General features: G+C 60.1%; 18 protein-coding genes. 13 read left to right on the forward strand and 5 right to left on the reverse strand.

The genetic code is table 11. The features are described from left to right. Positions 1 to 68: 68 nt before the first annotated feature. From AAIH70_RS06135 to modC, 4 genes are all read left to right on the forward strand, one after another. Positions 69 to 293, forward strand: a complete 225-nt coding sequence (locus tag AAIH70_RS06135) for an amino acid transporter (protein ID WP_132271316.1) — start codon at positions 69 to 71, stop codon at positions 291 to 293. A gap of 130 nt (positions 294 to 423) precedes the next feature. Further along, entirely contained in the window at positions 424 to 1,221 is a 798-nt protein-coding gene (gene modA / locus AAIH70_RS06140; RefSeq protein ID WP_132271317.1) for a molybdate ABC transporter substrate-binding protein, read from the forward strand. A 78-nt stretch (positions 1,222 to 1,299) separates the two neighbouring features. After that, complete coding sequence (gene modB, locus AAIH70_RS06145; protein WP_132272508.1) at positions 1,300 to 2,001, forward strand: molybdate ABC transporter permease subunit; 702 nt, start codon at positions 1,300 to 1,302, stop codon at positions 1,999 to 2,001. Further along, positions 1,998 to 3,062, forward strand: a complete 1,065-nt coding sequence (gene modC / locus AAIH70_RS06150; RefSeq protein WP_132271318.1) for a molybdenum ABC transporter ATP-binding protein — start codon at positions 1,998 to 2,000, stop codon at positions 3,060 to 3,062. The genes modB and modC overlap by 4 nt, the downstream gene beginning before the upstream one ends. On the opposite strand, the gene AAIH70_RS06155 is transcribed toward modC, so the two are convergent. Together AAIH70_RS06155 and AAIH70_RS06160 are read right to left on the reverse strand one after the other, a co-directional pair. Then, complete coding sequence (locus AAIH70_RS06155; RefSeq protein ID WP_132271319.1) at positions 3,059 to 3,445, reverse strand: winged helix-turn-helix domain-containing protein; 387 nt, start codon at positions 3,443 to 3,445, stop codon at positions 3,059 to 3,061. The genes modC and AAIH70_RS06155 overlap by 4 nt on opposite strands. A 62-nt stretch (positions 3,446 to 3,507) precedes the next feature. Then, a complete protein-coding gene (locus AAIH70_RS06160) occupies positions 3,508 to 4,452 on the reverse strand; it encodes a 2-hydroxyacid dehydrogenase (RefSeq protein ID WP_132271320.1) in 945 nt (314 codons plus the stop codon). A 181-nt stretch (positions 4,453 to 4,633) separates the two neighbouring features. Between AAIH70_RS06160 and AAIH70_RS06165 the strand changes: the two genes are divergently transcribed. Continuing rightward, on the forward strand, positions 4,634 to 5,494 hold the full coding sequence (locus tag AAIH70_RS06165) for a D-amino-acid transaminase (RefSeq protein WP_132271321.1): 861 nt from the start codon (positions 4,634 to 4,636) through the stop codon (positions 5,492 to 5,494). 118 nt (positions 5,495 to 5,612) lie between these two features. Here AAIH70_RS06165 and AAIH70_RS06170 read toward each other — a convergent pair whose 3' ends face one another. Next, a complete protein-coding gene (locus AAIH70_RS06170; protein WP_132271322.1) occupies positions 5,613 to 5,828 on the reverse strand; it encodes a DUF2735 domain-containing protein in 216 nt (71 codons plus the stop codon). A 420-nt stretch (positions 5,829 to 6,248) separates the two neighbouring features. Between AAIH70_RS06170 and AAIH70_RS06175 the strand changes: the two genes are divergently transcribed. Next, the gene (locus AAIH70_RS06175) at positions 6,249 to 7,283 is read left to right on the forward strand and encodes a glutamine synthetase beta-grasp domain-containing protein (protein ID WP_132271323.1); all 1,035 of its coding nucleotides are present in this window, start codon (positions 6,249 to 6,251) and stop codon (positions 7,281 to 7,283) included. Positions 7,284 to 7,364: 81 nt separating this feature from the next. On the opposite strand, the gene AAIH70_RS06180 is transcribed toward AAIH70_RS06175, so the two are convergent. Continuing rightward, a complete protein-coding gene (locus AAIH70_RS06180) occupies positions 7,365 to 7,562 on the reverse strand; it encodes a hypothetical protein (RefSeq protein WP_132271324.1) in 198 nt (65 codons plus the stop codon). A 214-nt stretch (positions 7,563 to 7,776) separates the two neighbouring features. Between AAIH70_RS06180 and AAIH70_RS06185 the strand changes: the two genes are divergently transcribed. The 7 genes from AAIH70_RS06185 to AAIH70_RS06215 all read left to right on the forward strand — a co-directional run bounded on the left by AAIH70_RS06185 (position 7,777) and on the right by AAIH70_RS06215 (position 15,494). Further along, positions 7,777 to 8,853 (forward strand): LacI family DNA-binding transcriptional regulator, encoded by a 1,077-nt coding sequence (locus tag AAIH70_RS06185; RefSeq protein WP_132271325.1) that lies wholly within the window; start codon positions 7,777 to 7,779, stop codon positions 8,851 to 8,853. After that, positions 8,850 to 9,881, forward strand: a complete 1,032-nt coding sequence (locus AAIH70_RS06190) for an ABC transporter substrate-binding protein (RefSeq protein WP_132271326.1) — start codon at positions 8,850 to 8,852, stop codon at positions 9,879 to 9,881. The genes AAIH70_RS06185 and AAIH70_RS06190 overlap by 4 nt, the downstream gene beginning before the upstream one ends. Positions 9,882 to 10,114: 233 nt before the next feature. After that, a complete protein-coding gene (locus tag AAIH70_RS06195; RefSeq protein ID WP_132271327.1) occupies positions 10,115 to 10,969 on the forward strand; it encodes an ABC transporter permease in 855 nt (284 codons plus the stop codon). 2 nt (positions 10,970 to 10,971) lie between these two features. Then, positions 10,972 to 11,751: an ABC transporter permease gene (locus AAIH70_RS06200; protein ID WP_132272509.1), complete on the forward strand. Its 780-nt coding sequence runs from the start codon at positions 10,972 to 10,974 to the stop codon at positions 11,749 to 11,751. Continuing rightward, positions 11,744 to 12,769 carry an ABC transporter ATP-binding protein gene (locus tag AAIH70_RS06205; RefSeq protein WP_132271328.1) on the forward strand — a complete coding sequence of 342 codons (1,026 nt, stop codon included), beginning with the start codon at positions 11,744 to 11,746 and terminating at the stop codon, positions 12,767 to 12,769. The genes AAIH70_RS06200 and AAIH70_RS06205 overlap by 8 nt, the downstream gene beginning before the upstream one ends. Positions 12,770 to 12,774: 5 nt before the next feature. Next, positions 12,775 to 13,710 (forward strand): nucleoside hydrolase, encoded by a 936-nt coding sequence (locus AAIH70_RS06210; RefSeq protein WP_132271329.1) that lies wholly within the window; start codon positions 12,775 to 12,777, stop codon positions 13,708 to 13,710. Further along, positions 13,707 to 15,494 (forward strand): adenine deaminase, encoded by a 1,788-nt coding sequence (locus AAIH70_RS06215; protein ID WP_245518986.1) that lies wholly within the window; start codon positions 13,707 to 13,709, stop codon positions 15,492 to 15,494. The genes AAIH70_RS06210 and AAIH70_RS06215 overlap by 4 nt, the downstream gene beginning before the upstream one ends. A 21-nt stretch (positions 15,495 to 15,515) precedes the next feature. On the opposite strand, the gene AAIH70_RS06220 is transcribed toward AAIH70_RS06215, so the two are convergent. Beyond that, entirely contained in the window at positions 15,516 to 16,256 is a 741-nt protein-coding gene (locus AAIH70_RS06220) for a response regulator (RefSeq protein ID WP_132271330.1), read from the reverse strand. Positions 16,257 to 16,366 lie beyond the last annotated feature (110 nt).

Genomic DNA, 16,366 nt, shown 5'->3' on the forward strand with positions numbered 1-16,366 from the left:
GATAGGGTTGATTTAATTATTACTGCAACTTTAGTTTGTGGTTTTGGTGCTCTCAATGGAGGTATTGGATGGGCATTCAGAGAAACGAGAAAGCTAAGCTGACCGCCGCATATTTAAATGGCATTGCTATCGCAGTGGCCCTTGCTGGTGCTCTGACGCCGACATTGACTGGAGTTCAAACAAATCCTGGTCCGGTGAATTGGGGAACGGCTGGAATCGTCGCGATATGTGTTGTGGTCTCATTATCGTTTCATATGCTTGCGCGGCGAGCGCTCAATGAACTAGCTGAGTAATTTTACAATGTATGGCGGTAGGCGCTGATCACTACGGTTTTTCGCTATATCTTTCAAAATATAACTCTAGCCAAAAGCATCTATCCATCGATATATATCCTCAAACATTTCGCTTGAGGAGAACGCATCCATGCAAACCCATCGTCGTCACTGGTTGAAGGTCGCCGCAGCAACGGCTTCGGCGCTCTGGCTCGGCCTTACCGTTATGGCCGCACCGGCGGCAGCGCAGGAAAAGGTGACGGTATTTGCCGCCGCCAGCATGAAGAATGCTCTGGATGCCGCCGATGCCGCGTGGTCGAAGGAGACCGGCAAGTCGGTGACCGTGTCCTATGCGGCAAGCTCGGCGCTGGCAAAACAGATCGAAGCCGGTGCTCCGGCCGATGTGTTCATCTCCGCCGATCTCGACTGGATGGATTACGTTGCCAAGAAGTCGCTGATCAAGGCCGACACGCGTTCCAACCTGCTCGGCAACCGCATCGTGCTGGTTGCCGAAAAGGGCAAGGCGAAGACCGTGGACATCAAGTCCGGTTTCGACCTTTCGACGCTGGTCGGTGACAGCAAGCTTGCCATGGGTGCGGTCGACAGCGTTCCGGCCGGCAAATATGGCAAGGCCGCGCTCGAAAAGCTTGGCGCGTGGACGGCTGTCGAAAAGAAGGTTGCCGGTGCCGAAAGCGTTCGTGCAGCGCTTGCGCTGGTGTCGCGCGGCGAAGCCGCCTATGGCATCGTTTACCAGACGGATGCGGCTGCCGATCCGGGTGTCGAGATCGTCGGCACGTTTCCGGAAGACAGCCACCCGGCGATCATCTATCCGGTTGCCCTCCTGTCGGAATCCAAAAGTGCCGATGCGGCTGCCTATCTCGATTTCCTGAAGTCGGACAAGGCAGCGCCGTTCTTTACGGCGCAGGGCTTTACGGTTCTGAAGAAGTAAGCGCTTTATAGTTTTCGAGATGGATCGCGGCTCCTGCTGAAAGGTGGGGGCCGCATTTTTGAGATGGATCTTGTTGTTTTGGACTGGCTGACGCTGAGCGATGAGGAATGGACGGCGATCCGCTTGAGCCTGCGGATCTCGGGCATTGCCATGCTCGTCAGTCTGCCGTTCGGTATTCTGGTGGCGCTGGCGCTGGCGCGTGGAAAATTCTGGGGTAAGTCCATTCTCAACGGCATCGTGCATCTGCCGCTGATCCTGCCGCCTGTTGTCACCGGCTTCATTCTTCTTGTTCTGTTCGGCAGGCGCGGTGTCATCGGCGCCTTTCTCGACCAGTATCTTGGCATTGTCCTGTCGTTCCGCTGGACCGGGGCAGCGCTCGCCTGCGGTGTCATGGGTTTTCCGCTGATGGTGCGCTCCATCCGCCTGTCGATCGAGGCGGTCGATGGCAAGCTGGAAGAGGCGGCCGGCACGCTCGGCGCCAGTCCCGCCTGGGTTTTTCTCACGGTCACGCTGCCGCTGATCCTGCCCGGCATCATTGCCGGCGCCATTCTGTCGTTTGCCAAGGCGATGGGCGAGTTCGGTGCCACCATCACCTTCGTGTCCAACATTCCCGGCGAAACGCAGACGCTGTCCGCCGCCATCTACACGTTTACGCAGGTGCCGGGCGGTGATGCCGGGGCGATGCGGCTCACCATCGTTGCAGTGATCATTTCCATGGCGGCGCTGCTGGCGTCGGAATTCATGGCCTATATGGTCGGCAAGAAGGTGCGGCCCGAATGACGCTGGAGGTGGAAACCAGAACCAGGCTCGGGACATTCGAGCTCGATGCATCCTTCACCTCGCAACAGGGGGTGACGGCTTTGTTCGGCCGCTCGGGTTCGGGCAAGACGTCGATGATCCGCATCATCGCCGGCCTGACGCGCGCCCAGAACAGCCGTGTCGTGCTGGATGGCGAGGTGCTGGCCGATACGGCGCGCGGCATTTTTCAGCCCCCCCACAAGCGCCGCTTCGGTTACGTGTTTCAGGAGGCGCGGCTGTTTCCGCATCTGGATGTGCGCAAGAACCTCAATTACGGCCGCTGGTTTGCGCCGAAATCCGGCCGGGTCGACAATTTCGACCAGGTGGTGAACCTGCTCGGCATCGATGGTCTGCTTGACCGCCGGCCCGGAAAACTGTCGGGCGGCGAGCAGCAGCGGGTGGCGATCGGGCGCGCACTTCTGTCTTCGCCGCGCCTGCTTCTGATGGACGAGCCATTGGCCGCGCTGGATGAAAGCCGCAAGAACGAGGTCCTGCCCTATCTGGAGCGCCTGCGCGACGAGCTGGGCCTGCCGATCGTTTATGTCAGCCATTCGGTGGCGGAAGTGGCGCGGCTGGCCGATCGGGTCGTGCTGATGAAGGACGGACGCATCGAGGCGACCGGCAGTGCATCCGAAGTGCTGCGCGGGCTCGGCAGCGAAACGCGCGAGGCGGCAAGCGTGGTGGCCGGCACGGTGGAGGACGTGGATCAGGAGCACCGTCTGGCGCGTGTGCAAACGGCCGCCGGCATCCTGCTGGTGCCGGTGGAGCAGGCGCAGGTGGGCAAGACTGTGCGTGTTCTGGTGCCGGCGCGCGACGTGATGATCGCCACGTCGCGACCCGAAGGCTTGAGCGCCCTCAATATACTCTCCGGCACGGTGGAAGGCATCGATGCCGATGGCGATGGCTTGATCGGCGTGCGCATCCTCTGTGGCAGCGAGATCATTTTGGCGCGGATTACTGCATTCTCCGGAAAGACGCTCGGGCTCGCGCCGGGCCAACCGGTATTCGCCGCCATCAAGACGGCGGCGCTGGAGCGGCGTTAATCCTCGGGCTTTTCGCTGGTGGTCATTGTGGCGCGGTGTTTTTCCAGCCAGGCGAGATCAGTGTCTATGGTCTTGATCACGGTTGTCTGCACGGCATGCATACGGGCCAGAAGCTCTTCACCAAAGGCGGTCAGGGCTGCACCGCCGCCCTGCTTGCCGCCACGCTGGCTTTCCACCACCGGCTGGCGAAACATGTGGTTCAGCTCATCGACCAGCAGCCAGGCGCGGCGATACGACATGTCCATGGCGCGGCCGGCCGCGGAAATCGAGCCGGTTTCGCGGATGAATTCCATCAGTTGAACCTTGCCGCGTCCGAGCCTGATGCCGCCCGGAAAATCCACGCGCAGGATGATCTTCAGTTCATGTCCTCCGGTTTTCTTCATGCGGCGAGGCTCCTCCAAACCATCCTGATGTATCAATGACAGTTATTGTCAAAGGTTGCGACCTAATAACCTGCCTTGATATCAACGGTTTTCGGCATTTTTCCGGTCTGGCGCCATTGGCGAATGTTGGCGGCAACGATGCCGGCGGCGGTAAAGCGGTCGGTCGGGCCGGAAATATGCGGCAGCACGGTGACGGATGGATGTGCCCAGAAGGGCGATGTGGCCGGCAGCGGCTCCTGCGCAAACACATCGAGCACGGCATGTGACAGGCGGCCGGCATCGAGTGCAGCGATCAGGTCTGTATCGACGATGATCGGCCCGCGGGCAAAGTTGATGATGGCGGCGCCGGGCTTCATCTGGCTCAGCCGGCGCGCATCCAGCATGCCGCGGGTTTCCGCCGTCAGCGGCATCAGGCAGACGAGAATATCGGCAGCGCCCAGAATGTGCTCGAAACCGCCTTCCCCGGAAACCGTCTCGATATCGCCGAGCACTTTGGGGCTGCGGCTCCAGCCGATGGTATTGAAGCCTGCACCTTTCAGGCGATCGGCTGCTGCCTTGCCCAGTTCGCCGAGGCCGAGAAGGCCGACGGTGACGTCACGCGGGTGGCGATAGTCGCGCGGTGCCCATTCCGCCTTCTTCTGGCTGAGGCGGTAGGCCGGCATGTCGCGGTGCAGATAATAGGTCCAGGCCAGCACGGCTTCGGCCATGACGCGGGCAAGTTCGGGATCGACAAGGCGCACGATCGGTGCTGCATCCGGCCCGAGTTCAGCCACCAGCCGCTCGACGCCGGCCCAGAGGCTATGGATCCAATTTATATTGGGTAGCTCCGCCACATGCGCCGGATCGGGATTGGCGACGATCGCCAGTTCCGCTTGCAGGCGCTGCTCGGCACTCATGTCGCGGAAGGAAAGGATGGTTTCCTCCGGCAGCGCATCGGCAAGCGTATCCTTCCAGACCGCCTCCGTTGCTGCATCCATGCGGGTGACGAGGGCAAGCGGCTTTGGCATGGCGGCATCTTTCCGGGGTTGTGGGCGTTCAGGCGCGTTTCGACCCTCTAGCACGCAAGCAAACAGCTTCCAATCATTGCACGTTATATTTCAATAGGATGATGATATAGCGCGCGACTGGTCCTGATGTTATCGATTTGCATCACTGCTTCGCCCGAAACATCAGTCAGGAAAAACACACATGTCGCGCATCGTTTATCTCAATGGCCAGTGGCTGCCCGAGAGTGAAGCAAAGGTTTCGATCTTCGACCGCGGTTATACCTTTGCCGATGCCATTTATGAGGTGACGGCGGTGATCGGCGGCAAGCTGCTGGATTATCCCGGCCATACGGCACGGCTGAAGCGTTCGCTGGAAGCGATCGGCATACCCATGCCGGTCAGCGATGATGTGCTGCTGGATCTGCATCACGAGATCGTTGCGAAAAACGGCGTCGATGAGGGTCTGATCTATCTGCAGGTTTCGCGCGGCGCCGAGGATCGCAATTTTCTCTACGCCTCCGACCTGACGCCGACATTTTCCATGTTCACGCAGGCCTTTCCGGTTCTGGCCAATCCGAAGGTCGAAAGCGGCATAACGGTGGTGAGCATGCCGGATGGTCGCTGGGTGAACCGGCAGATCAAGACGGTGCAGCTGCTCTATTCGTCGCTGGCCAAGATGGAAGCAAAGAAGCAGGGCGCCGATGATGTGATCTTCGTCGAGGATGGTTTCATCACCGAGGCAAGTTCGGCCAATTTCCATATCATCACCAAGCGCGGCGTGCTGGTGACGCGCCACCTTTCCAACGCGCTGCTGCACGGCATCACGCGGGCCTCTGTGCTCGGGCTTGCCGAAAAGGCGGAACTGACATTCGAGGAGAGGGCGTTTTCGGTGGAGGAGGCGCTGGATGCCGCCGAGGCTTTTGTGACGTCGGCGACCAATTTCGTCATGCCGGTGGTCTCGATCGATGGAAAGCCCGTTGGCGACGGCAAGCCGGGCGTGGCAACGCTGAAGCTGCGTGAGATCTATATCGCCGACAAGCTGGCACACGCGATCGGCCGCTGAGGCCGGATCAGTCCATCTGCCCACATACTAGTCGGCGCCAAGATGAGGCGCCGTCCAAAATTTCAGCACTAATGCCCATTATTTGACTTTTTGCATAAAAAGTCGGCGCTATTTTTGCTCAGTTGGTGAGGATCGGCTTCGGCTCATCATCATGGAGAGCCTCTTCATGATACCAGGATCCACCAAAAGCGAGGTCGGAAAACGCCACGCTCGGGCCTGTATCGGGTGCCGTCGGGGTGAGGATGCGGGATGTGCCCGCAGCGCGCCAGGCGGCACGACCGCCCACCGGGAACTGCAAAACCGTCGCTGTCTGTCTTTCGAAATTCGTCGTCATGATTTTCGTCCGATGTCGTGTGGTTACGTCCGCACGGCCGCATTTGCCTATCATTTATTCCATAAGCCTTAAATTAAGTCAAGAATCAGATTATTATTTGTGCTTTTAGACCATTATTTAGGCAATCGTGTTTGTTTGATTGTGGGGCGTGCAGAATGCGCGTTATTTCGGTCAACGATTGAGGTTTGCCGATTGTTCCCGCCTACGGAGTGGCGCGGAAAGCGCCATGGTGTTTTTTTACGCTGTGTGAAATGGTGCCGTGCGTCGTGTTTGTGTGCGCTGCGGAATCGATTTTTTCGCGGCCTTTTCGAATCTGGCACGCCCCATGCATTGTTCTTGGCATCCATGATGGACCCGCCCCATGACGTGGGTGGCCATTGGATGTTGCGCTCATTCAGACAGCATCAGTAGAGAGAACAGATGACGAAATTTAAGCTCGAGTACATTTGGCTGGACGGCTACACCCCGGTTCCGAACCTGCGCGGCAAGACCCAGGTCAAGGAATTCGAAAGCTTCCCGACGCTGGAACAGCTGCCGCTCTGGGGCTTTGACGGTTCGTCCACGATGCAGGCCGAAGGCCGCAGCTCGGACTGCGTTCTCAAGCCGGTTGCCATCTATCCTGATCCGGCCCGCACCAACGGCGTACTGGTCATGTGCGAAGTCATGATGCCGGATGGCGTCACGCCGCACGCTTCCAACAGCCGCGCCACCATTCTTGACGACGAAGACGCATGGTTCGGCTTCGAGCAGGAATACTTCTTCTACGAAAACGGCCGTCCGCTCGGCTTCCCGGAGCAGGGCTACCCGGCTCCGCAGGGTCCTTATTATTGCGGCGTCGGCGCCAGCAATGTTGGCCCGGTTGCTCGCGAAATCGTCGAAGAGCATCTCGACCAGTGCCTTGCTGCCGGCATCAACCATGAAGGCATCAACGCCGAAGTGGCCAAGGGTCAGTGGGAATTCCAGATTTTTGGCAAGGGCTCCAAGCGCGCCGCCGACCAGATCTGGATGGCCCGTTACCTGCTGCAGCGCCTGACCGAACAGTACGGCATCGACGTCGAATATCACTGCAAGCCGCTCGGCGACACCGACTGGAACGGCTCGGGCATGCATTGCAACTTCTCGACCAAGTACATGCGCGAAGTTGGCGGCAAGGAATATTTCGAAGCCCTGATGGGTCAGTTCGAAAAGAACCTCGAAGCCCATATCGCCGTTTACGGCCCGGACAACGACAAGCGTCTGACCGGCAAGCACGAAACCGCTCCGTGGAACAAGTTCTCCTACGGCGTTGCTGACCGTGGCGCGTCGATCCGCGTTCCGCATTCCTTCGTCAACAACGGTTACAAGGGTTACCTTGAAGACCGTCGTCCGAACTCGCAGGGTTGCCCTTACCAGATCGCTTCGCAGGTTCTGAAGACGATTTCGGAAGTGCCGCTCGCCAAGTCGGCTGCCGCTTAAGTCTCCCAAGACTTCCAGAAAAGCCGCCGGTTGCGAAAGCAGCCGGCGGCTTTTTCGTTTCTGAACCGTGAAGTCTCGTCGTCAGGCGGCGCCGGCCGGATCGCCGATCGGCAGCAGGGCCGGGTCGAGCGGCGGATCGTTCGGGTTCTTGCTGTCGCCGGGATCCTTCACCGGCGGCGCCGGTGGTTTTTCCTGTACGCGGTCGGGAATGCCGGGAGTCGATGTCGGGCCGCGCGGTGTCTCAATGTCCTGTGTCGGGATCGGATCGCGATTGGGCATGTCCTGTCTCCTTCTATCTCTGTTCACTGAGACAACCAACGCAACGGCCAGAGGTTCCCGATCGTGATCGGACCGGCGTGTTCTTTACCAATCCCCACATAACTGTCGCAGAACGCGAGTGGCCTGCATTTTCGATTCGACAAAAACGCCTACATTCGTTACCGGTTAAACGATTAATCACGGCATTACTTTCCACCCGGTCAACGTTGCTTTCATGTCGCGTCAGAAACCTAAGCTTGCAAGGATCGCAGACAGCCTTGGCGTTTCAACCGCCACGGTGTCCAATGCCTTGTCTGGAAAGGGCCGGGTATCGCCGGAACTGGCGGAGCGTATTCGCGCAACGGCTGCCGAACTCGGTTATGTGCCGAGTGTTGCCGGTCGTGCGCTGCGCACCGGTCGCAGCGGCGTTCTTGGTCTGGTGCTGGCCGATATCAGCAATCCGCTCTTTCCAAAACTCGCGCAAGCCATTGAAAATTCTGCCGCCAAGGCCGGTTATGGCATCCTGATTGCCGACTCTCATGGTGATGTCGCGGCGCAGACGCAGGCGATCGAACGGCTGATCGAGCGCGGTGTCGATGGCATGATCGTCGTGCCGCGTCGTGGTACCTGGGTCACCGGCGCCAGCTGTCCGGTTGCCGTCATCGACAGTCCTTCGACGCCCGGCAACACGGTTGCCGCCGATCACTGGTCCGGCGGGCAGGGGCTCGGGGTTCATCTGGTTTCGCTCGGTCACGCCCATGTGCTTCTGCTTGGCAACAACCAGTCGTCGAATGTGCAGAACGATCGCCTCGGTGGCGTGAAGGCAGGTCTTGGCAGTGCCAGAGTGGAAACGGTCTGGATCGAAAAGCTGGAATCAACGGCCGGGCAGGGCTGCTCGCTTGGGCTTGAAGAGGCAGTTGCGCGTGGCGTGACGGCGATTGCAGCCGTTTCCGATCTGGTGGCCTTACGCGCCCTCACCGAATTGCAGCGCGCCGGCATTGCCGTGCCGGAAGATGTCAGCGTCACCGGTTTCGATGACCTGATCTGGTCGTCAGTGGTCACGCCCGGCCTGACGACGATGCGCATGGATGTCGCAACCATTGCCGATATCGCCATTGCTGCCGTGCTTGAGGCGATCAATCAGCCCAAATCCGCCGAGCCGCGGCGCGGTGACGGTGAAACGGTTACTGCCAGCCAACCGAAAGTGCCGATGGAGCTGGTTCTTCGTCAGTCGACAGGCCCGGCCAGAACTTCCGCATCCCATAAAGATAATAAAACCGAAAACCTCACAGCAGGAGAACTCATACAATGAATAAGGTCATGCTTGCATCCGGCGTCGCCCTGATGCTGTCCACGGGCGCTGCCCACACTGCGTTCGCGCAGGAAAAGACGCTGACGATTTCCGTCTATGCGTTGGCGCAGGACGAATACAAGAAGATCGTCTACACGCCGTTCGAAGAAAAATGCGGCTGCAAGCTGGTTGTCGAAACCGGCAACAGCGTCGAGCGCATCGCCAAGATGGACGCCAACAAGGCCAATCCGGTCGTCGATATGGCGGTCGTTTCGATGGCGGACGCATTGTCGGCAGCGCGTGCCGGCCTGGTCGACAAGATCGATACGTCGAAGATCGCCAGCTACGACAAGCTCTATGATATCGCCAAGGATCCGAACGGCGACGGCATGAGCATCGGCTACACGTTCTATGCGACGTCCATCGCCTATCGTTCAGACAAGATGAAGATCGATAGCTGGGCCGACCTTCTGAAGCCGGAATATGCCGCGCATATCGCATGGCCGAATGTCACCACCAACCAGGGCCCGCCGTCGCTCTACATGCTGGGCCTTGCTCTCGGCAAGGATACGCCGGATCTGGCTGCCCCGATCGAAGCCGTTGGCGCTGCCAAGGACGATATCGTCACCTTCTATGAAAAGTCGTCGCAGCTGGTGCAGCTGATGCAACAGGAAGAAATCTGGGCAGCGCCGATCGGCCGCTTCACCTGGGCGCCTTTCGCCAAGCTCGACATGCCGATTGCCTGGGCGACGCCGAAGGAAGGCCAGACCGGCGGCATGAACGTCATGATCGTCACCAAGAATTCCAAGAACCGCGATCTGGCGCTGCAGTTCATGGATTTCTGGCTGTCGGCCGACATCCAGTCGAAGCTGGCCGAAGCGCTGATCGACAGCCCGGCCAATTCCGAGGCCAAGGTTTCCGAGGCGGCTGCCAAGAACCTCACCTATGGCGAGGCAACGGCCAAGAGCCTGAAGCTGATCCCGTCGGCTGTCTCGCTTGATAACCGTGCCGGCTGGCTGAAGAGCTGGAACGAGAAGGTCGGGCAGTAAGAAGCAAGGCTTTCGGTTAGGCGGAGCCCCTCACCAACAAAATCTAGCACTTAGCTTTGCTAAGATGCTGATTTTGTAACCTCTCCCTCAAGGGGAGAGGTAGGCCCGCAGCAATGCCGCCCTTCATCTCTCCCCTTGAGGGAGAGAAAGCGATTTCAACATCTTAGCTTTAGCTAAGTGTTAGAAATCGCAAGTGAGGGGCAATGACTGACGACGTTGGAGACTAATAAAACATGTTCCAAAACAGGGCCGAGGCCCTCGCACTGGCTTTGCCGGCCGCGCTGTTTGCAGCGGCGGTCTTCATCGTGCCGGTGGTGATCCTCCTCTCCGACGGGTTTCGGGCGCCGGGTGGCGGCTGGACGATTTCCGCCTATACGGATTTCTTCTCCAGCTCGCTCAATCAGGCCGTCTTCCTGCGTACGCTGAAGCTCGGCGCGCTCGTCACCATCGTGGCAGCCGTCATCGGTTATGCGGCGGCGTTTGCCATCGTCAGCCTTGAACCCGGCGCCAAGGGCAAGGTCACCGGCCTGATCGTGCTGCCGTTGATGATTTCGCCGGTTGCGCGTACCTATGCATGGATCGTCATTCTCGGCCGCACCGGCATCGTCAATCAGGCGTTTCAGGCGCTGGGCATTAGCGAAGCACCGTTGCGCATCCTGTTTTCGGAAACCGCCATCTTCATCGGCCTGCTGCAGCTTTTTCTGCCGCTGATGATCATCTCGCTGATCTCGGCGCTTGAAAACATGCCGAAGGACGCCATTCCGGCGGCCCGCGTGCTCGGTGCCAACTGGTTTCAGGTGTTCTGGAAGGTCATCCTGCCGCTCACCAAGGAAGGTGTGGTCATTGGCGGAACGCTCGTCTTTACCGGCTGCCTCACCGCCTATATCACCCCCGCCATTCTCGGCGGCTCCAAGGTGCTGATGCTGGAAACGCTGTTGTATCAGCAGGTTTCGGTCTCCAACAATTTTGTCGCGGCCAGCGTCATTGCGCTGATCCTCATCGTCATGAGCTTTGCCGCCAACATTCTGCTGAAACGTGTCGCCACCGCGCGCAACAAGACAACGCGCAACACAAAGGGGACCGCGTGATGATGGCCCGCAATCTGTTCATCCCGATCACGCTCGGTCTGGTTATCGCCTTCCTGATCGGCCCATTCCTGATCATCGTCGCCGCCTCGTTTTCGGCCGGCGAAACGCTGGCCTTTCCGCCGCAGGGCTTTTCGCTGCGCTGGATCGCAAAAGTGTTCACCGTCGAAAGCTTTCGCGACAGCTTTTTCATGTCGCTGTTCCTGGCCATCGGCGGCACGCTGGCAGCCCTGATCCTCGGCATTCCGGCATCCTACGCGCTGTCGCGCTACAAGCTGCCGGGGGCGGAAACCATCCGCACCATCGTCTCGGCACCGATCATCGTGCCCGGCATCATCGTCGGCCTGTCGCTGCTGCGCTACATCGTCGTGCCGTTTCAGGTCGGCATCACGCTTGCGCTGTTTCTGGCGCATACGGCGCTGATCCTGCCCTATGCCGTGCGCGTCGTCTCGGCCAGCCTCGGCAATTTGCGCTCCGATATCGAGGAGGCGGCAGTACTGCTCGGCTCGTCGCGGCTTGGTGCCTTCTTCCGGGTGGTGCTGCCCAACATCCGCGGCGGCATCATGTCCGCCTTCATTCTCGGCTTCGTCACCTCGTTCAATCAGGTGCCGGTCTCGCTGTTTCTCTCGGGTCCCGGCGTGCGCACGCTGCCGGTCGATATGATCGCCTACATGGAAATCGTCTTCGACCCCTCCGTCGCGGCGCTCTCGGCGCTGCTCGCCTTCATGTCCATCGGCATCGTTTTTATCGCCGAACGTTTTCTGGGGTTCTCCCGTTATGTCTGATCAAAACTTTCTCACCCTCGAAAACCTGACGCTTGCCTATGGCGATACCGTTGCCGTCAAGGATCTGAACCTCACCATCGGCAAGGGCGAACTCGTTGCTTTCCTTGGGCCATCGGGCTGCGGCAAGACCACGACGATGCGGGCGATCGCCGGCCTTCTGTCGCCTGCCTCCGGCCATGTGAAGCTTGATGGCGTCGATATCACCCGCGTTTCGGCCAACAAGCGCAATGTCGGCCTGATGTTCCAGTCCTACGCACTGTTTCCGCATCTGTCGGTCTATGAAAACGTCGCCTTCGGCCTGCGCCTGAAGAAGACGCCGGCGGCCGAACTCGACAAGCGCGTGCGCGCCGGCATCACCTCCGTCGGCCTGACGGATTATGCCGATCGAAAGCCGGCCGAACTGTCCGGTGGCCAGCAGCAGCGCGTGGCGCTGGCCCGCTCCATGGTGATGGAGCCGAAAGTTCTGCTACTGGACGAGCCGCTCTCCAACCTCGATGCGCGCCTGCGCCTCGACATGCGCTCGGAACTGCAGCGCGTGCAGAAGGAAACCGGCGTGACGATGATTTTTGTCACGCATGATCAGGGCGAAGCACTTTCTTTGGCTGATCGCATTGTTGTGATGAAGCGTGGTGCTATAGAACAGATAGGATCGCCGGAAGATATCTATAACCGCCCCACTTCCGCCTTCGTTGCAGACTTCGTTGGCTTCGAGAATATTTTTGAACTTTCAGACGGACGACTGAAGACCCCCAAGGGTCTGGTCGAGATTTCCGGACCGGTCCCGATAGCGGCGGGACTGGCCTGGCGGCCGCGCATGGTCACCCTGGGCTCAGGTCCTTTCCAGGGAGCGGTGCGCGGCGCATCCTTTGCCGGCAACAGCCGCGAATACCTGCTCGATACGCCGCTCGGCCCCATCAAGGCCGAGGTCGATGCTGCCCTGCCGTCGCATGAACTCGGCGCTGAACTGGCTTTCGATCTGCCGGTTGCCGCTGCCGCGCAATTGCGCAAGTTCGGGTAACGGGCATGGGTGTTTGGATCGATACCGATATGGGCTTTGACGACATCGCCGCCATCATGGTGGTGGATGCCGCAGCCCGTACGCGGCCGGAACTTATCATCGACGGCGTGTCGCTGGTGCTCGGCAATGCGCCGCTCGATCAGGTGAAGAAAAATGCCGTAGGCGCGGTACATGCCTTCGGCTGGCAGTTCCCGATCCACTCCGGCCGTGCGCTGCCGGTGCTTGGCAAGCTGGAAACCGCAACCTCCATCCTCAGCGACCACGGCATGCCGACAACTGGTCTGCGCCTGCCGGATGTTGCCGTGCCTGATATGGGCGATGCCTTCGAGGCCTTGTGCCGCTGGCTGGAAGGCGAGGGGCCACATCGTATCCTCGCACTCGGGCCACTCACCAATATTGCAGCTGTTGCACTGGCGAGACCGGATCTCGCCGCCCGTATCACCGATCTCGTCTGGATGGGCGGTGCGGTGACGGCCGGCAATCACACGGCCTCCGCCGAATTCAACGCCTTTGCCGATCCCGAAGCGATCGCCATCGTGCTGGCGCATGGCATTCCGTTCAGGATGGTCGATCTCGATCTCTGCCGTCAGGTTCTGGCAGCGCCTTCCGATGTCGAACCGGTGCGCGCCGCCGGTGGCCGCAATGCGGCCCTGATCGCCGATCTGCTGGATGGTTTCATCGCCATTGCCACCAGCCGTGGCCGTGCCGCCATGGCGCTTTACGATGCCGTCGCGGCCGTTGCCTTCATCGACGAAAGCCTTGTCGATTGGCGTCCCGCGCGCATCGATGCCGAGCTGACGGGAACTTTCACGCGCGGCCGTACCGTGGTGGAGACGCGATCGGCCAAGGCTGAATTCAACGCCGCCTATGCTGCGGCGATCAAGGTCGATCCTGCGCGGTCGATCATTCTGGAAACATTGCATGGGGAGGCAAGCCGTTGAACGATATCATCATCAACGTCCACAAATTCACCGATCCCGACCTGCGCAGCCGCGCCATTGCCGCCGCTCGCGGCGATGCGCCCTTCGATATCCTGATCACCGGCGGCACGCTGGTCGATGTGATGACCGAGGAACGCCGTTTGGCCGATATCGGTCTCGTGGGTCCGATCATCGCCAGCGTTCATGCGCCCGGCCACCGCTCGGACGCGGCCGAGATCATCGACGCCAAGGGTGCCTTCATCACGCCCGGCCTGATCGACATGCACATGCATATCGAAAGCTCGATGGTGACGCCGGCAACCTACGCTGCCTCCGTCATGCCGCGTGGTGTCACCAGCATCGTCTGGGATCCGCATGAATTCGGCAATGTCCATGGCATCGATGGCGTGCGTTGGGCTGTCGAGGCGATCAAGGCGCTGCCGTTGCGCTCCGTCGTGCTGGCACCGTCTAGCGTGCCGTCCGCTCCGGGTTATGAGACGGCCGGCGCCGATTTCGATGCTGGGGTGATCGAGGAACTGCTGCTCTGGCCAAAGATCGGCGGCCTTGCCGAAGTCATGAACATGCGCGATGTGATCAACCGCGAGCCGCGCATGGCGGCCATCATGCAGGTCGCCCTCACGTCGGAAAAGCTGGTTTGCGGCCATGCCCGCGGCCTGACGGGTGGCGATCTTGCCGCCTTCATGATCGCCGGTGTCACATCCGATCACGAACTGACCTCCGCCGCCGACCTGATGGAAAAACTGCGCGCCGGCCTGACGATCGAATTGCGCGGTTCGCACGACCATCTTCTGCCGGAATTTGTCGCTTCGCTGAATACGCTCGGTCACCTGCCATCATCGGTGACGTTGTGCACCGATGACGTCTTTCCGGACGATCTCTTGAAAGCCGGCGGTCTGGATGATGTCGTGCGCCGTCTGGTGCGTTACGGGCTGAAGCCGGAATGGGCGCTGAAGGCCGCGACCATCAATGCCGCCAACCGCCTCGAGCGCGCCGATCTCGGTCTGATCGCTGCCGGCCGTCGTGCCGATATCGTCATCTTCGAGGATCTCACCGATTTCCGCGCCCGCCACGTTTTCGCCAGCGGCACACAAGTTGCCAGAGACGGTGCAATGACGGTGGCAACGCCTATGGTCGACACCGGGCCTTTGACCGATTCCGTCAAGCTTTCGAACCTGACTGAAAACGATTTTCGCGTCGCGTCGAATGGTTCGCGGGTGAAACTGGCAGTCATCGACCGTCCACGCTTCACGCAATGGGCCGAAGCGGAGGCCGATGTCGTTGATGGTTATGTCGTGCCGCCAGCGGGCACCACGATGATCGCCGTCACACATCGTCACGGTGTTGCGGAAACCTCGACCAAGGTCGGTTTCCTCGGCAGCTGGGGCAACTGGCGCGGTGCATTTGCCACCACCGTTGCCCATGACAGCCATAACCTCACCGTGTTCGGCGGCAATGCTGCTGATATGGCGGTCGCTGCCAATGCCGTCATTGAAGCGGGCGGTGGACTGGCTGTTGCAGCGGAAGGCAAGGTCATCGCCATCCTGCCGCTACCGTTGTCGGGACTGGTTTCCGATGCACCGCTTGGCGATGTCGCGGAAGGTTTTGCAGCCGTCCGTTCCGCCATGGACACGATTGTCGAATGGCAGCCACCCTATCTGATTTTCAAGGCATGCTTCGGCGCAACGCTCGCCTGTAATGCTGGGCCTCACCAGACTGACCGGGGCGTCGCAGACGTCATCACCGGAAAGCTTCTGGAAACACCCGTCATCGAGACGTTGCGCTGATGCTATCGCCGGGGACGGGGGTCAGGACCTCGTCTCCGGCGACATAGCGCCAGCAAACATGTAACCGACGCCGCGCACCGAACGGATCAGGTGCGGCTTGGCCGGATCCACCTCTATCTTCTTGCGCAGACGCGCCACCTGGGCATCGATTGAACGGTCGAACACATCCAGATCGCGGCCGCGCGTCTGGTTCATCAGCACTTCGCGGGTAAGCACACGGCCGGCATTGCGGGCAAGCACCGTCAGCATGTCGAATTCGCCGGTCGTCAGTTCCACCTCCTGCCCGGTCGGATCGAGCAGCCGGCGGCGTGACTGTTCCAGCTTCCAGCCATCGAACTCGATGGCATCGGTTGGTTCCGCCGCATGGCTTTCCACCGGACGGCGGCGGCGCAGGATGCTGCGCACGCGTGCCAACACTTCGCGCAGATGAAACGGTTTCGCCATGTAATCGTCGGCGCCGACTTCCAGCCCGACGATACGGTCGAGCACGTCGTCACGGCCGGTCAGCATGATGATCGGGATATCGGATGTGGTGCGGATTTCGCGCGCCAGCGTCAGACCGTCCTCGCTCTGCGGCAGAACGAGATCGAGCAGGATGAGGTCGATCGTATGCTCGGCCATCAGCTTGCGCATGCCGGTGCCGTCTGCGGCGCCATGCACGACAAACCCCTCATCCTCGAAATAGCGCTGGACCATCTGGCGAATTCTCGCCTCGTCATCCACGATCAGGATATGGTCCGCACGCTTCTCGATTTTCGCCATTCGCAGCCCGACTCAAAGTCTCTGTTACACACCGTCACACGATTTAACGCACGGTAACATGCGCGGCATCAACGTGTCACCGCGACGCAGCAAAACAGAACCTGTCAAAT

Source organism: Neorhizobium sp. BT27B (assembly GCF_050455485.1).
Lineage (GTDB): Bacteria > Pseudomonadota > Alphaproteobacteria > Rhizobiales > Rhizobiaceae > Neorhizobium.

Bases quoted from the DNA above. Each gene is read 5' to 3' on its own strand.
- AAIH70_RS06175 (WP_132271323.1), top strand. From the start codon at position 6,249: ATGACGAAATTTAAGCTCGAGTACATTTGGCTGGACGGCTACACCCCG.
- modA (WP_132271317.1), top strand. From the start codon at position 424: ATGCAAACCCATCGTCGTCACTGGTTGAAGGTCGCCGCAGCAACGGCT.
- AAIH70_RS06180 (WP_132271324.1), bottom strand. From the start codon at position 7,562: ATGCCCAATCGCGATCCGATCCCGACACAGGACATTGAGACACCGCGC.
- AAIH70_RS06200 (WP_132272509.1), top strand. From the start codon at position 10,972: ATGGCCCGCAATCTGTTCATCCCGATCACGCTCGGTCTGGTTATCGCC.
- AAIH70_RS06195 (WP_132271327.1), top strand. From the start codon at position 10,115: ATGTTCCAAAACAGGGCCGAGGCCCTCGCACTGGCTTTGCCGGCCGCG.
- AAIH70_RS06190 (WP_132271326.1), top strand. From the start codon at position 8,850: ATGAATAAGGTCATGCTTGCATCCGGCGTCGCCCTGATGCTGTCCACG.
- modC (WP_132271318.1), top strand. From the start codon at position 1,998: ATGACGCTGGAGGTGGAAACCAGAACCAGGCTCGGGACATTCGAGCTC.
- AAIH70_RS06170 (WP_132271322.1), bottom strand. From the start codon at position 5,828: ATGACGACGAATTTCGAAAGACAGACAGCGACGGTTTTGCAGTTCCCG.
- AAIH70_RS06205 (WP_132271328.1), top strand. From the start codon at position 11,744: ATGTCTGATCAAAACTTTCTCACCCTCGAAAACCTGACGCTTGCCTAT.
- AAIH70_RS06135 (WP_132271316.1), top strand. From the start codon at position 69: ATGGGCATTCAGAGAAACGAGAAAGCTAAGCTGACCGCCGCATATTTA.
- AAIH70_RS06155 (WP_132271319.1), bottom strand. From the start codon at position 3,445: ATGAAGAAAACCGGAGGACATGAACTGAAGATCATCCTGCGCGTGGAT.
- AAIH70_RS06220 (WP_132271330.1), bottom strand. From the start codon at position 16,256: ATGGCGAAAATCGAGAAGCGTGCGGACCATATCCTGATCGTGGATGAC.
- AAIH70_RS06185 (WP_132271325.1), top strand. From the start codon at position 7,777: ATGTCGCGTCAGAAACCTAAGCTTGCAAGGATCGCAGACAGCCTTGGC.
- AAIH70_RS06160 (WP_132271320.1), bottom strand. From the start codon at position 4,452: ATGCCAAAGCCGCTTGCCCTCGTCACCCGCATGGATGCAGCAACGGAG.
- AAIH70_RS06210 (WP_132271329.1), top strand. From the start codon at position 12,775: ATGGGTGTTTGGATCGATACCGATATGGGCTTTGACGACATCGCCGCC.
- AAIH70_RS06165 (WP_132271321.1), top strand. From the start codon at position 4,634: ATGTCGCGCATCGTTTATCTCAATGGCCAGTGGCTGCCCGAGAGTGAA.